We start from the raw sequence: 13,984 nt of genomic DNA, 5'->3' as shown, positions 1-13,984 counted from the left end.
CGATGTTTGGTAAATTAAGTTGGGATGCGGTCCCGTTCCACGAGCCGATCGTGATGGTGACCATCGCCATGATCGCGCTGGGTGGTCTGGCACTGTTTGCAGGTATCACTTACTTCAAGAAGTGGACCTACCTGTGGACCGAGTGGCTGACGTCTGTCGACCACAAGAAAATCGGCGTCATGTACGTCATCGTTGCCATGGTCATGCTGCTGCGTGGTTTTGCCGACGCCATCATGATGCGTACCCAGTTGGCCATGGCCACCGAGGGTTCGCCTGGCTACCTGCCTCCTGAACACTATGACCAGATCTTCACCGCTCACGGTGTGATCATGATCATCTTCATGGCGATGCCTTTCTTCACCGGCCTGATGAACCTTGCCTTGCCGCTGCAGATCGGTGCGCGTGACGTTGCGTTCCCGTTCCTGAACTCCTTGAGCTTCTGGCTGCTGGTGTCCGGCGTGGTACTGATCAACCTGTCCCTGGGCGTCGGCGAATTCGCCAAGACCGGTTGGGTTGCGTATCCGCCGCTGTCGGGCCTTGCCTACAGTCCGGGCGTGGGTGTGGATTACTACATCTGGGCGCTACAGTTATCAGGACTCGGGACGACACTGACGGGGGTCAACTTCCTGGCCACCGTCTTGAAAATGCGCGCCCCTGGCATGAAGCTGATGGACATGCCGATCTTCACCTGGACCTGCACCTGGGCCAACGTACTGATCGTCGCTTCGTTCCCGATTCTGGCTGCAACCATGGCGTTGCTGTCGCTTGACCGTTACCTGGATTTCCACATTTTCACCAATGAACTTGGTGGCAATCCAATGATGTACGTGAACCTGTTCTGGGCATGGGGTCACCCTGAGGTGTACATCCTGATCCTGCCAGCGTTCGGTATCTTCTCTGAAGTGATCTCGACCTTCTCGGGCAAGCGCCTGTTCGGTCACCACTCGATGATCTACGCCTCGGGCGCGATCTCGGTACTGGGCTTCATGGTTTGGCTGCACCACTTCTTCACCATGGGTTCGGGGGCCAGCGTCAACGCGTTCTTCGGACTGGCGACGATGCTGATTTCTATCCCGACGGGGGTGAAGCTATTTAACTGGCTATTCACCATCTACCACGGTCGTCTGCGTATCACCAGCCAGGTTCTGTGGACCCTGGGCTTCATGGTGACCTTCGCGATCGGCGGCATGACCGGCGTACTGCTGGCCATCCCAGGTGCTGACTTCGTACTGCACAACAGCCTGTTCGTCATTGCTCACTTCCATAACGTGATCATTGGCGGCGCAGTATTCGGCTACATCGCAGGCTTCAGCTTCTACTTCCCGAAAGCGTTCGGCTTCAAGCTGCACGAAGGCTGGGGCAAGGCTGCATTCTGGTTCTGGATCTCGGGCTTCTTCGTCGCGTTCATGCCGCTCTACGCTTTGGGCTTCATGGGCATGACCCGTCGTCTGAACGCCACCACCAACCCTGAGTGGGTACCGTACCTGTACGTTGCCATGTTCGGTGCGGTGATGATCGCTGTCGGTATCGCCTGCCAGTTGATCCAGCTGTATGTCAGCGTGCGTGATCGCAAGCAGAACATGTGCGAATCCGGCGACCCATGGAATGCTCACACCCTGGAATGGTCGACTTCGTCGCCACCGCCGTTCTACAACTTTGCCGTACTGCCTAAGGCTGACAGCATCGATCCGTTCACCGAAGCCAAGGAAGGCGGTACTGCGTACCAGAAACCTGCGCATTACGAGCCGATCCACATGCCTAACAACACCGCTACCGGCGTTGTGATGGGTGCGCTGTTGACCGTGTTCGGTTTCGCGATGATCTGGCACATCTGGTGGCTGGCCATCGTTGGCCTGGTGGGCACCATCGGCTACTTCATCGTTCACGCTGCCCGTGATGACCAAGGCTACATGGTGCCGGTCGACGTGATCGAACGCATCGAAGCCGAGCAACACGCTCGCCTGGTTGCCGAGAAGAAGATCCCGGCCAACCGTGTTGAAACCTCGTTGGAACAGGCTTAAACCATGTCGAACTTAGTGACCAATGCTGGACACGCCCATGTCGATGACCATGGGCACGATGACCATCACCACGACTCGGGGCCAATGACCGTCTTCGGTTTCTGGCTCTACCTGATGACCGACTGCATCTTGTTTGCGTCGATCTTCGCGGTGTACGCGGTACTGGTAAACAACGTAGCGGGTGGCCCGTCGGGCCACGACATCTTCGAACTGCCTTACGTGCTCGGCGAAACCGCCTTGCTGTTGTTCAGCTCGATCACCTACGGCTTCGCCATGTTGGCCTTCTACAAGGGCAACAAGAAAGGCGTACTGAGCTGGTTGGCACTGACCTTCCTGTTCGGCCTGGGCTTCATCGGTATGGAGGTCAACGAGTTCCACCTGCTGATCTCCGAAGGTTACGGCCCGCACCGTAGCGGCTTCCTGTCGGCGTTCTTCACGCTGGTAGGCACCCACGGTCTGCACGTAACTGCCGGTCTGATCTGGATGGCGACCATGATGTATCAGGTCAACAAGCATGGCCTGACCAACACCAACAAGACTCGCCTGAGCTGCCTGAGCCTGTTCTGGCACTTCCTGGACGTGGTCTGGATCTGCGTCTTCACCGTTGTCTACCTGATGGGGACTCTATAATGGCTAATGCACATTCCCATGACAGCCACGATGATAGTCACGGCAGCGTCAAGTCGTACGCCATTGGCTTCATCCTGTCGGTCATCCTGACGCTGATCCCGTTTGGCCTGGTGATGTACCCGACCTTGCCGAAATCGATCACCTTGATGATCGTCCTGGCGTTCGCGGTGATTCAGGTTCTGGTTCACCTGGTGTACTTCCTGCACCTGGACCGCTCGAAGGCTCAGCGCGATAACGTGATTGCGTTCGTGTTCGCAGGTTTGGTAATCCTCCTGCTGGTTGGCCTGTCGGTATGGATCATGTTCAGCATCCATACGTTCATGATGGCGAAGTGAGGTAAGACCCGATGTCGCTTAAGCACTTTATCCAAATCACCAAACCGGGGATCATTTTCGGTAACGTGCTTTCTGTGGCAGGCGGCTTTTTCCTGGCCTCCAAGGGGCATGTCGATCTGGCCATATTCCTGGCTGCGATGATCGGCACGTCCCTGGTGGTAGCTTCCGGTTGTGTATTCAACAACTGCATCGACCGCGATATCGACATCAAGATGGAACGCACCAAGAATCGTGTGCTGGTGCAGGGCCTTATCTCCCTGAAACTGGCACTGATCTTCGCGACCGTTTTGGGTATCGCAGGCGTGGTGTTGTTGTACAAGGTGGCCAACCCGCTGGCGGCGCTGTTTGCCGTGATCGGCTTTGTCATCTACGTCGGCTTCTACAGCCTGTACCTCAAGCGCAAGTCGGTTCACGGCACGCTGGTGGGCAGTCTGTCGGGGGCGATGCCACCGGTGATTGGTTATGTGGCTGTGACCAATAGCTTCGACATGGCCGCGCTGGTGCTACTGGTGATGTTCAGCCTGTGGCAGATGCCGCACTCTTATGCCATCGCGATCTTCCGCTTCAATGACTACCTCGCTGCCTCGATTCCGGTTCTTCCGGTCAAGCGTGGCATCAAGGTCGCCAAGAAACACATCCTGCTCTACATCCTGGCCTTCCTCGTGGCGACCTTGATGTTGACCTTCAGTGGCTACGCCGGCATGAGCTACCTCGCCGTTGCCGCCGCCATGGGCATGTATTGGTTGTACATGGCCTGGACCGGCTACAAGGCGGTGGATGACACCGTCTGGGCACGTAAGCTGTTCGTCTTCTCGATCTTCACCATCACCGCCTTGAGCGTGATGATGTCCCTGGATTTCCAGGTGCCGAAAGAGTTGCTGCTGACGTACGCCCACTGAGTGGATGCAGTAAAAAAGCCCCGCCTTCGAGAGAAGCGCGGGGCTTTTTTGTGGGAGCGGGCTTGCTCGCGAAAAACCTGAGGGCGCTGCGTTAAACCAGATGCGCTGCGTTATCATTGACGTTTTTCGCGAGCAAGCACTAGGCGTCCCCCTCGCTCCTACACACTTGAAAAATGCAGGAAGCAGAAATGATGAAGAAAAAAGCCGTTATCGTATTCAGTGGCGGGCAGGACTCAACCACCTGCCTGATCCAGGCACTGGCGCTGTATGACGAAGTGCACTGCATTACCTTCGATTATGGCCAGCGTCATGTGGCCGAAGTTGAAGTCGCACAGACGCTCGCCAAACAGCTGGGCGCCACCGTTCACAAAGTGATGGACGTGTCGTTGTTGAACGAGTTGGCCATCAGCAGCCTGACCCGCGACAACATCCCGGTGCCCACGGTAAACAGCTCCGGCGAGAGTTTGCCGAGCACCTTCGTGCCGGGCCGGAACATCCTGTTTTTAACCCTGGCGGCGATTTACGCCTATCAGGTAAAGGCAGAAACCGTGATCACCGGCGTGTGCGAAACCGACTTCTCGGGTTATCCCGATTGCCGGGACGAGTTCGTCAAGGCGCTGAATAAAGCGCTGCAGTTGGGCATGGAATACGACGTGCGCCTGGAAACGCCGCTGATGTGGCTGAACAAGGCCGAGACCTGGGCCCTGGCGGATTTCCACAACCAGCTGGACCTGATCCGCAACCAGACCCTGACCTGCTACAACGGCATTATCGGTACGGGCTGTGGCAACTGCGATGCGTGCAACCTTCGCGCACGCGGCTTGAACGACTACCTGGAAAACAAGACAGCCGTCATGCAGAGCCTGAAAAGCAAACTGGCGTGAAGCTGATCGTTCCCACGCGAGCGTGGGAACGATCATCACTGGTCAGTTGCCTTGTGGTTGGGCCTGGTTTTCGCCCGTGATGTAGCGCTTGAACAGCGAGCGGGCACCGTAGGCCGGCAAGATGTTGAAGAAGGCAAAGCAGACTTTGATCGCGATCTGCACGTAGATCATGTTCAGGAGGTCGCTGGTTTGCATGGCGCCGTAGAACGCGATGAAGCAGAACAGGAAACTGTCGATAATCACCGCGAAAAACGTACTTAGAAAAATGCGCAAAAATAGATATTTGGAATTGGTCAGTTCTTTGATTTTGCACAGCAGGTACGAATTTATATTTTCCGAAACCAGGAAAGAAATCGAAGACGCCACCAGCACCGACGACACTTGAATGATCACATCATTGTAAGGCCCGTCGAGCTTCCAGCCTGGCAGGCCGGGGAGGAAGGTCGAGCCGTAGAGCAGGATGATAATCATCGCGTTGCTGGCAAACGCAAACAGGATGGCCCTTCTCGCCAGCCGAAGGCCGAACTGCTCGTTGAGCAAGTCCACGATCAAAAACGTCAGCGGGTAAAGAAACGTGCCGGGTGTGACGATAATGCCCAGCGACTCCAGGTAAATGGGTTTGGTCGCGGCAATACTGGTAAAGATATAAAACGTAAAGAGCAGCAAGTTCAGGACGATGTAAATCATCCATGAGTTCTCATTGCGGTCATTGAGGTCGTAGGCGGTGAGCGCTCCGCCCTGTGAATAGAACTTCTTGTACATGTTCTTGACTTCCATTTTGTTTAAATTGTCCATGATTTCGCTTTTCAGCACTTCGCTCAGCTTTATTCGAATGATCTTGCCGGTGGCGATCACCATGATCACCGCCAGGCTCTTGTCATTCTCGAAGCCCAACAGTTTGTACTTACTGTTTTCGGCTTCGCCCTCATACGTGGTCATTGAAACGCTCCTCGACAATATCTCCCACCACACAGATACGATCCGAGCTCACGCAGGCTTCATCCGTGATAAACAGTTTTTGGGTTGCGCGGTCGTATACCAGCTTTTCTTTATCGTCGCTCGACGAGCCCTTCTGCACGATCAGCAGGTCGCCAGGCTCATTCACGCCAGGGATCTCACTCTCCAGCAAAACGCCAATCAAGTTGTAGGAAGTGCCGAAGTAGTAGGTCAGCGGGTACAGCGTGGCCAGTTCGCCAATGCGCTTGTCCATGCTCGTCAGCACCAGGCTTTGCTTGATGATCGGCACGGCAGCGGGGTTCATATTTCCCTGAGGGGAAATACTGCTGTCGATGATCTCTTTCTCTTCAAAATCGAGGGTCTCGATTTCTTCATAAGACACACCAAAGAAATCCGAGATTTTGCGCACGGTGGACTGCTGTACGTTGACGACCTTGCCTTCCAGAATATTGTAGATCGTGGTTCTGGTCAGGCCGGCCGCGTTGCACAACGACAGCTGCGTCTCTCCGCGGCTTTTGATCAGGTATTTGATGTTGCTCTTCAAATACTCGGTGCGTTCTTTTCTATGAATCAAGTGCCCACCACATCCTTATGTTTTTCACAGAGCGTCCATGTTGCGCTGGGGTGCGTGCTTCGCCGCGGCGCGAAGTGTTGCATGCGCCCGCTACAAGAATAAAGACCGTGATCAGCTTTTTGGCGATTGGCCAGCATCCAGCCAGGGAAAACCGTGCCTTGTCCCCCATGCTCAGCCAAAAAGAATCATTTAATTTGGAAAATGTTCATTTTTCTGCTTAATTGCCCTGCGCCCAATGGAAAGGCGAACGGGATTTTCAGGGAAGGAACACACGACTATGACAGTCAACACGCAACCACTTACCCACCACGCCGGCCTGCTGCAACGAGGGCGGGCGGATCTACGGGCAGAAGACGCGGAGCTGGCGGGGCTGCTGGATGCGGAAGTCACGCGCCAACACCAAACCCTGTCACTCGCCTCTTCGTCCTGCGCAGTGAAGCCGCATATCCTGGCGGCGTCTGCCTCGGTGCTGGTCAACGTGACCGCAGAGGGCACACCCGGCCGGCGTCATCACGCCGGGTGCGAGAATGCCGACCGGGTCGAGTCCCTGGCTGTCCGCCGAGCGTGTGAGCTGTTCGGTGCGCAATACGCCGGCGTGCAATCTCATTCCGCGTCCACCGCCAACTACCAGGTGCTGGCGGCCTTGCTGGAGCCGGGAGACACGGTGCTCGGCATGGCTACGGACCACGGCGGGCACCTGAGCCATGGCAGCCCTGTGGCGTTCACCGGCGCGTACTACAAGGCGCTCAGGTACGGCACCACCTCCAAGGGTCTTATCGACTACGACCAGGTGCGCACATTGGCGCTGGCTCATCGCCCGCGGGTGATCATCTGCGGTGCGACGGCCTATTCGCACATCATTGATTTCGAGCGGTTCCGCGCGATTGCCGACGAAGCCGGAGCGATCCTGCTGGCGGACATTTCGACAATCGCCGGCCTGGTCGCCACCGGGCGCCATCCGAGCCCGGTCAATGCGGCCCACGTCACCACGCTGTGCACCCACCGCCAGCTTGGCGGCCCGCGTGGCGGCCTGATCCTTTCCGGGCGCGACGCTGAAACCAAGGTGCCCGGCCTCAAGACCACGTTCAGCCGGCTCCTCGACCAAGCGGTGTTCCCACGGATGCAGGGCGCGCCGGCCTTCAACATGATCGCGGCGAAAGCGGCCGCGTTCGGCTACGCAATGTCAGCAGAATTCGATGCCTGGATGGCGCGGGTTCGCACCACTGCCGATGAATTGGCCAGCGCGTTTCAAGACTGTGACTACGAGGTTACAGGCGGGCGCAGTGAGAACCACTCGGTCCTGATCCGCTTGCGTGGTGGCATCACCGGTACCATCGCCCAGGCGGCGCTGGAGCAGTGCGGCATCACCGTGGATAAGCACCGCGCACCGGGGGAGGCGCGCCCGTCATTCGTCGCCAACGGGTTGTGTATCGGCACCGGTTCCCTGGCGCAACGCCACATCGATGCCCACGGATGCCGCCAGGTCGTCGACCTGATTTGCCGCGTACTCGACGCGGTCACGCCGCTCAACGAGCACAAGTACACCCTCGACCCCTCCACGCGGGAAGCCTTGTATTTGCGGGCCCAAACCTTATGCGCGAAGTACCCCATCGCTGATTACCTGCGCAACTGAGCAATCATCCGTGGGGATGTTTCATGTTATTACGGGATAAATTGCTGTACGGTGTTTAAGCGGCTGTTATAGATGGTCGCGCTATTGCTCATCTTCATAATTAACAAGCTGCATGACAGCTTGGCGTTCTCCTGGCAGTTATAAAAAGGGCTCTTAAAGTCCGTTCAACCTCCGTGAACGAAGTACTCAGCCTTTTGCAGTGAAGTCGAACTTGGCCCATGCGCCGATAGTTGTTCGACTCATGAGGAGATATCCCGTGATAACCCGAAGAAAACTCCTATATTCAGGCGCAGCCTTGACCGGTGCCGGCCTGTTTGCCCCGCTGTGGGCAGGTTCTGCGTTGGCGCAGGATGTCAGCAGCGCGGCCAGCGACGACATTGAATCCTTCCGCCAATTATCGATGTTCCTCCTCGAACGTCCGAGCCTGGATGCCGCCTTGTCCTTGCGCATCCTGGCCCAGTGCACCCAGAACGACCCAGCATTCCCCCAGAAGATGAAAGCCTTGTGGAGCAAGGTCGGCCAGCATCACCTGCGCAGCGTCAGCCAGTTGTCTGGCAGCCCGTTCTACCGCGACGCGGTGGTCAAGGATACGACGCAGAAAATCGTCTCGGCCTGGTACCTGGGCTACACCGGCACCCCGGTGTCCCTGCGCGCCACCGACGGCACGCGGCTGGTGACCTTCACCGGCGCCCTGGCCTATGCGCCAACCGCAGACGCCACGGTGATCCCGACGTATTCCCGAGGAAAAACCAATTACTGGGTTAATCCTCCGGCCACGCTGGCCAACGACTAAGACAAGGCACTTTTATGAATCAGGATTTTGACGCCGATGTCATTGTGGTTGGCTCCGGCGCATTAGGCAGTAACGCAGCATTTGAATTGGCCAAACTCGGCAAGTCGGTGATTATTCTGGAAGCGGGTGAACATATTCCCCGCTGGAAGATAGTCGAGAACTTCCGTAATTCGTCGAACAAGGGCAATTACAACTCACCGTATCCGAATGAGCCGTGGGCCCATCATTCTTATGATGAGCAATACATCGAAAACACCGGTTCTTTCGAGTTCCGCCCCGGCATGTTGAAACTGGTGGGCGGCACCACCTGGCACTGGGCAGCGGCGTGCTGGCGTTACTTGCCCAACGACATGAAACTCAAGACGCTGTACGGCGTAGGTCGCGACTGGCCGCTGGAATACAGCGAGCTGGAACCCTATTACGTGCGCGCAGAAATTGCCCTGGGCGTATGCGGCAGCGACACCCAGGACCAGAGCGGGCAGGGCGGTGGCGCTTTCCCGCCGCGCTCAAGCCCCTATCCGATGGCGCCGGAAGGCGATACCTACCTGTTCCAGCGCTTGCGCGAACGCATGGCCCCGGCGGGTTATCACTTTATCCATGAGCCCAACGGCCGCGCCACCGAACCCTACGACGGGCGCCCGGCGTGCAGCGGCAACAACAACTGCATGCCGGTCTGCCCCATCGGCGCGATGTACAGCGGCGATGTGCACGCCCGCCACGCCGAACAGGCCGGCGCCAAACTGATCACCGACGCCACCGCCTACAAGCTGGAAAAAGGCGCAGACGACAAGATCGTCGCCATCCATTACCGCAGCTCCACCGGCGCCGATGTGCGGCTCACGGCCAAGTACTTCATCGTCGCCGCCCATGGCCTGGAAACCCCCAAGTTGCTGCTGATTTCCGAGGTGGCCAACGCCTCCGACCAGGTCGGTCGCAACCTGATGGACCACACCGGCCAAGGCCTGCAATTTATCGCCGACGAGCCGTTGTGGCCGGGACGCGGGGCCGTGCAGCAGGGCGGGATTTTCAATCGCCGCGACGGCGAGTTCCGCAAGGAACGGGCGTCGGTCAAACACTCGATCTCCAACAACGTGCCGAACATCGCCGTGGCCAAACGGCTGATCGCCCAGGGCGTGTACGGTAAGGAACTGGACGAGCGCATCCGCCACGACGCGGCGCGTTGGGTCGACGTGTCCACCGTGTATGAAACCCTGCCATTGCAGACCAACACCGTGCGCCCCAGCCGCACCCGCAAGGACGCCCTGGGCATTCCGATGCTGGTGGTCAATTACGAGGTGGGCGACTACGTGAAGGCGGCCAAGGCCGGCGTTACCGAAGACTATGCGCACTTCGTGCAACTGATGGGCGGCACGGTGGTGGAAGACAACACCGGCTACCAGAACCGCGACCACCTGATGGGCACCGTGATTATGGGTGCCAACCCCAAGGACTCGGTGGTCAACCACGAGTGCCGCACCCACGACCACGCCAACCTGTTCCTCGCCACCACCGGAGTGATTCCGGCCTCCGGCACCATCAACCCGACCCTGGCCGGCGTGGCGCTGAGTATCCGTATGGCCGACATCATCGCGCGGGAGGTCTAGGCCATGGGATTGCTTAAATTACCGTTGCTGGCCTTGCTGCTTGCCGCGTTGCCGGTATTCGCCGCTGAAGACACCGCTGCACTGATCCAGAAAGGCGCCTATGTGGCCCGTGCCGGCGATTGCGAAGCCTGTCACCGCACCGCCGAACATGGCGGCGCGCCGCTGGCCGGTGGGTATGTGATCGACTCGCCCATGGGCAAGATCATCTCCAGCAACATCACCCCGTCCAAGGCCTACGGCATCGGCGACTACACCGAGCAGCAACTGGCGGACGCCTTGCGCAAAGGCATCAACGCCAAGGGCCAGCACCTGTACCCGGCGATGCCTTACACCTCGTACCAAGGCATGAGCGATGACGACATCCACGCCTTGTATGTGTACCTGCAACAGGGCGTCAAAGCCGTGGACCAGCCGGTGCCGGAAACGCACCTGGCGTTCCCGTTCAACATCCGCCAACTGATGTTCGGCTGGAACCTGGTGTTCCTCGACAGCCAGGGTTTTGTGCCCAAGCCCGGCGCCAACGAACAGACCCGCCGTGGCCAGTACCTGGTGGACAACCTGGCCCACTGCGGCGCCTGCCACACCCCGCGTAACGCCTTGATGGCCGAGAACAACAGCCAGTACCTGGCCGGTGCCAAACTGGGCGGCTGGGTCGCGCCGAATATCACCTCCGACAAGGTCAGCGGCCTGGGAGACTGGAGCGAAGATGACCTGGTCAACTTCCTGAAAAACGGTCACCTCGCCGACAAGGCCCAGGCGGCTGGCGGCATGGCCGAAGCGGTGGAAAACAGCCTGCGCTACCTCAGCGACAGCGACCTGCACGCCATGGCGGCCTACCTGCACACCGTGCCGCCGATCCGCGATCCCGGGCAGACCGAACGGGTAGTGCGCAAAGTCACACCGGTGGCCATGAGCACCCTGGAAACCGGCCAGGGCGACCAGGCCTCACTGGTCGACGCCACCGGCCTGAATGGCGCGCGGCTCTACAACTCGGCGTGCTCCAGTTGCCACGGCCGCGATGGCCAGGGCAGTGCTGACAAGTTCTACCCGTCCCTGAGCCTAAACACCGCGCTCAACGGCAACCAGGCCAACAACCTGGTGATGGCGATCATCGCGGGCATCGACCGTAAAGGTGCCGACGGCGCAGTGAGCATGCCGGCCCTGGGCGGCGACCTGAACGACGCGCAAATCGCCGCCATCGCCAACTACAGCCTGCAAACCTTCGGCAACCCGGCGCTGAGCGTCAGTTCCGACGAAGTGACCAGCCTGTGCCGTGGTGGGGAGGCGCCGTTGTTGATTACAGCGATGCCGTACCTGCTGTGGGGCGGAGGCCTGTTGGCGCTGGTGCTGCTCATCGTGCTGGTGCTGTGGCGGCGTCACCGTAAACACCTGCGGGAAGTGCAGGCCAAGCGAGTCGCATTGAACCGGTGTTTTCATTCCAAGTAGGTAGAAACGCAAAAGCCCCGCCTTCGGTATGAAGCGCGGGGCTTTTTGTTGGCCGGGTAAATCTCCGGATGTTTGCTCACCCGACTTCACTTGGCTTGATCGACCTCGATCTCCAGTGTGCCGTTTCTGATGTGGGCAATTTCAGGCTGATTCTCATCGAACTTTTGCGCTTCGAAGTGGAACTTTCCACGGATTCGAGTAGGGGAAGGAGCTTCATAAAAGGTGATGCTTCCGCTGATGGCGTTGTATGAGTCCAGAGGGCTCGTGTTCGGTGGCAAATAGTGGGCAAGTAGTCCATTTTCAGCTGTCCCGAGTGGGTAGGTTTTTGCCTCGAGTCCATGAGGAATACCAAAGCTGATTTGATAGATACGGAAGGGGGCGAACGCCGTCTGGTAGGCTCTTATGACTAACCGAGCTGTCTGGTTTTCAACGGTGACGGAGTTTGAGGCGAAGTTCAGATGATCCTGCAGCACGGAAACATCCGCCGCCACTTCTCGCTCAACGATGACGGTCGATGTGGAAATTGTATTCTTCATGGGTCGATTCCTTGTAGTACGCGAACCTGGATGGAGAGTCCGCCCAGTGCTGCCAAGGAATGTATTGAGGCGCGCGGCCTTTGGTAACTGTGAGAATTGACAGTTTCACAGATTTTTTCTGGCGCCTTTGTGGAATTTTTATGCTGCTGAATTCTAAGGTTCGGTGTAAAGGTTGCCGGATAGGGTGGATCGTCTTTCTGCTGTGTGATGGTTTTGCCAGAAAAAAGCCCCGCCTTCAGTCTGAAGCGCGGGGCTTTTTGTTGGCCGGGTAAATCACCGGGTGTTTTCCTCGTCATACCCAACTGTAGGAACGGGGGCGAATCCCGCACCTGAAGCTGCGAGCCGACAAGGAGAGTTCATCATGGTCAACGTGAGCCGTCGTTCCCTGATCGCACTGGCCGCGGCCTTGCCGTTGCTGGGGCGTCTGGACTGGGCTGAGGCAAGCCCCGCCGTGGCGACGCCCGAGGTGCTGCTCAACTACAACGAAAGCCCCTACGGCCCATCGCCGGCCGCGCGGCAGGCCATGCAGCGCGGCATTGCCGCCTCGGGCCGCTACCCTTACCCGGCCATGTACGCGCTGGCCGAACAGTTTGCCAGGCAGCAGGGGATTTTGGACGAGCAGGTGGCGGTGTTTGCCGGCTCCATGGCCGCGTTGCGCTACGCGGTGCTGGCGTTTACCAGCGAAACCCGCAGCCTGGTGATGGCGACGCCTTCCTACGAAGTACCGCGCCAGGCGGCTGAGTCGCGCAAGGCCCCGGTGCACGAAGTAGACCTCACCGCCGACCACGCCCACGACCTGCCAGCGATGCTCGCCGTTGACCGCCAGCCCGGCCTGATCTACCTCTGCAACCCGAACAACCCCACCGGCACCCTTACGCCCGTCAAGGCCATCGAGCAGGCGCTGGCGAACAAACCCCAAGGCAGCATTTTGCTGGTGGACGAGGCCTACATCGACTTCAGCGATGCGCCCAGCTGTGTGGCGTGGGTCAAAGACCATGACGACTTGCTGGTGCTGCGTACGTTCTCGAAAATCTACGGCCTGGCCGGCGCGCGGCTGGGGTTGGCGATCGGTCACCCGGCGCTGCTGGAACGACTGGCGGTGTTTGGCGGGGATAACGTGCCGGCGGCCGCCAGCTTGCTCGCTGCCCGCGCCAGTCTTGAGGATGCGCAACTGGTGCCGGCGCGCAAGGCGCTGAATACCCGGTTGCGGGATGAGACGGTGGCCTGGCTGAAAACCCGGGGATTCACGTGCACGGCGTCCCACAGCAACTGCTTCATGATTGACGTGGGCCGGCCGGCGGAACAGGTCATTGAACGGCTGGGCGGGCAGGGCGTGAGGATTGGGCGCGTGTGGAAAAACTGGCCGCAGTGGGTGCGGGTCACGGTGGGGAATGCTGACGAGATGCGGCGGTTTCGCGAGGTGTTTGCGGCTCAGGTCGTACGCTGAATTCGCTGCGACGCAGGTCAAATGTGGGAGCGGGCTTGCTCGCGAAAGCGCAGTGTCGGTCAATGCATACGTGACTGACCCACCGTCTTCGCGAGCAAGCCCGCTTGTGTCTTGATCCGGGATTAAGCTGAGGGTGAGAGCGGTGAGTGGCAAGCTGAATGCCCGGAGTGCTTAAAGCACGTGTGGGAGCCCATGCTGCCACTCACCTCTCCGCTCTGGACATGA

Annotated in this window: 13 protein-coding genes; 10 read left to right on the top strand and 3 right to left on the bottom strand. The window is 58.7% G+C overall.

What is annotated here, in order from left to right; genetic code table 11:
- Positions 1 to 2: 2 nt before the first annotated feature.
- The 5 genes from cyoB (at position 3) to queC (ending at position 4,769) form a co-directional block, all read left to right on the top strand.
- Positions 3 to 2,021: a cytochrome o ubiquinol oxidase subunit I gene (gene cyoB, locus CEC48_RS13130; protein WP_088424138.1), complete on the top strand. Its 2,019-nt coding sequence runs from the start codon at positions 3 to 5 to the stop codon at positions 2,019 to 2,021.
- A gap of 3 nt (positions 2,022 to 2,024) precedes the next feature.
- On the top strand, positions 2,025 to 2,651 hold the full coding sequence (locus CEC48_RS13125; protein ID WP_088424137.1) for a cytochrome o ubiquinol oxidase subunit III: 627 nt from the start codon (positions 2,025 to 2,027) through the stop codon (positions 2,649 to 2,651).
- Positions 2,651 to 2,986, top strand: coding sequence for a cytochrome o ubiquinol oxidase subunit IV (gene cyoD / locus CEC48_RS13120; RefSeq protein WP_003216374.1), 336 nt, complete (start codon positions 2,651 to 2,653; stop codon positions 2,984 to 2,986). The genes CEC48_RS13125 and cyoD overlap by 1 nt, the downstream gene beginning before the upstream one ends.
- Before the next feature lie 11 nt (positions 2,987 to 2,997).
- Positions 2,998 to 3,885 (top strand): heme o synthase, encoded by an 888-nt coding sequence (gene cyoE / locus CEC48_RS13115; protein ID WP_017480052.1) that lies wholly within the window; start codon positions 2,998 to 3,000, stop codon positions 3,883 to 3,885.
- A gap of 191 nt (positions 3,886 to 4,076) precedes the next feature.
- Complete coding sequence (gene queC / locus CEC48_RS13110) at positions 4,077 to 4,769, top strand: 7-cyano-7-deazaguanine synthase QueC (protein ID WP_088424211.1); 693 nt, start codon at positions 4,077 to 4,079, stop codon at positions 4,767 to 4,769.
- 42 nt (positions 4,770 to 4,811) lie between these two features.
- Here queC and CEC48_RS13105 read toward each other — a convergent pair whose 3' ends face one another.
- Positions 4,812 to 5,708 (bottom strand): queuosine precursor transporter, encoded by an 897-nt coding sequence (locus CEC48_RS13105; protein WP_088424136.1) that lies wholly within the window; start codon positions 5,706 to 5,708, stop codon positions 4,812 to 4,814.
- A complete protein-coding gene (locus CEC48_RS13100; RefSeq protein ID WP_176438712.1) occupies positions 5,695 to 6,300 on the bottom strand; it encodes a helix-turn-helix transcriptional regulator in 606 nt (201 codons plus the stop codon). Before CEC48_RS13100 ends, CEC48_RS13105 begins: the two co-directional genes overlap by 14 nt.
- A gap of 277 nt (positions 6,301 to 6,577) precedes the next feature.
- Here CEC48_RS13100 and glyA point away from each other — a divergent pair, with 277 nt between their 5' ends.
- The 4 genes from glyA to CEC48_RS13080 all read left to right on the top strand — a co-directional run bounded on the left by glyA (position 6,578) and on the right by CEC48_RS13080 (position 11,776).
- Positions 6,578 to 7,933 carry a serine hydroxymethyltransferase gene (gene glyA, locus CEC48_RS13095; RefSeq protein WP_088424135.1) on the top strand — a complete coding sequence of 452 codons (1,356 nt, stop codon included), beginning with the start codon at positions 6,578 to 6,580 and terminating at the stop codon, positions 7,931 to 7,933.
- Positions 7,934 to 8,174: 241 nt separating this feature from the next.
- The gene (locus tag CEC48_RS13090; protein WP_088424134.1) at positions 8,175 to 8,726 is read left to right on the top strand and encodes a sugar dehydrogenase complex small subunit; all 552 of its coding nucleotides are present in this window, start codon (positions 8,175 to 8,177) and stop codon (positions 8,724 to 8,726) included.
- 14 nt (positions 8,727 to 8,740) lie between these two features.
- The gene (locus CEC48_RS13085; RefSeq protein ID WP_088424133.1) at positions 8,741 to 10,330 is read left to right on the top strand and encodes a GMC family oxidoreductase; all 1,590 of its coding nucleotides are present in this window, start codon (positions 8,741 to 8,743) and stop codon (positions 10,328 to 10,330) included.
- Between the two features lie 3 nt (positions 10,331 to 10,333).
- Positions 10,334 to 11,776, top strand: coding sequence for a cytochrome c (locus tag CEC48_RS13080; protein ID WP_088424132.1), 1,443 nt, complete (start codon positions 10,334 to 10,336; stop codon positions 11,774 to 11,776).
- 86 nt (positions 11,777 to 11,862) lie between these two features.
- On the opposite strand, the gene CEC48_RS13075 is transcribed toward CEC48_RS13080, so the two are convergent.
- Positions 11,863 to 12,312, bottom strand: coding sequence for a hypothetical protein (locus CEC48_RS13075; protein WP_088424131.1), 450 nt, complete (start codon positions 12,310 to 12,312; stop codon positions 11,863 to 11,865).
- Positions 12,313 to 12,673: 361 nt separating this feature from the next.
- On the opposite strand from CEC48_RS13075, the gene CEC48_RS13070 reads away from it, so the two are divergent.
- On the top strand, positions 12,674 to 13,759 hold the full coding sequence (locus CEC48_RS13070; RefSeq protein ID WP_088424130.1) for a pyridoxal phosphate-dependent aminotransferase: 1,086 nt from the start codon (positions 12,674 to 12,676) through the stop codon (positions 13,757 to 13,759).
- Positions 13,760 to 13,984 lie beyond the last annotated feature (225 nt).

The sequence above is a fragment of the Pseudomonas sp. K2I15 genome (genome assembly GCF_002204795.1).
GTDB lineage: Bacteria > Pseudomonadota > Gammaproteobacteria > Pseudomonadales > Pseudomonadaceae > Aquipseudomonas.
This window is presented reverse-complemented; position numbering and strand designations above follow the sequence as displayed.